General features: G+C 40.8%; 1 protein-coding gene. It reads left to right on the top strand.

Going from position 1 to position 781, the window contains the following annotated elements; all coding sequences use genetic code 11:
• Nucleotides 1–4 precede the first annotated feature (4 nt).
• A partial coding sequence (locus tag ACFINC_RS10420; RefSeq protein ID WP_375617168.1) for an MFS transporter occupies nucleotides 5–781 on the top strand: 777 nt, incomplete at its 3' end.

Below are 781 nucleotides of genomic sequence, written 5' to 3'. Positions count from 1 at the left end.
GACTATGGAAAAACAAGAATCTTTAGCACCACATGATACAAGAAAACGTGTTCTTTCGATCATATCGAGTGCATCAGCGAATCTGGTAGAATGGTATGATTTTTATGTTTATTCTTTTACATCTATTTATTTTGCCTCACAGTTTTTTCCTTCCAATGGAGATGTTGTTACCGAACTTTTAAAATCTTCCTTCGTCTTTTTTATAGGCTTCCTCATGCGTCCAATTGGCGGTTGGCTCTTTGGATTTATTGCGGATCGTTATGGACGTAAACGCTCTTTGCTGATTTCTGTTTTTATGATGTGTGGTGGTTCGTTTCTCATCGCTCTTCTTCCTACATATGAAACAATTGGAGCAGTAGCACCAATTCTTCTTATTTTACTCCGCATGCTTCAAGGGCTCTCCGTCGGCGGTGAATACGGAACAACAGCGACTTATATGAGTGAAGTTGCTCTTAAAAAACGTCGTGGTTTCTTTAGCTCGTTTCAATATGCCACGCTCATTGGGGGTCAACTCCTTGCAAGTTTGGTTATGTTTATTCTCGCCCTCTATCTCACAGAAGATCAGTTAAAGGCATGGGGCTGGCGTATTCCTTTTGCGATTGGTGGATGTGGTGCAATTGTTGCGATTTATCTGCGTCGTTCACTTCACGAAACAACCACTAAAGAAAGTCGCTCTAAAAAACAAGCTGGCAGTCTTAAAGAACTTCTACGCAATCACACAAAAGCGATCCTTTTAGTTATCGGTTTTACAGCAGGAGGATCGCTGACATTTTATACCTGT

It is taken from the genome of Bartonella sp. AP58NXGY, assembly GCF_042195785.1.
In the GTDB taxonomy this organism is placed as follows: Bacteria; Pseudomonadota; Alphaproteobacteria; order Rhizobiales; family Rhizobiaceae; genus Bartonella.
Note: the sequence above shows the minus strand (reverse complement) of the source record. Positions and strands in the feature narration are given on the sequence as shown.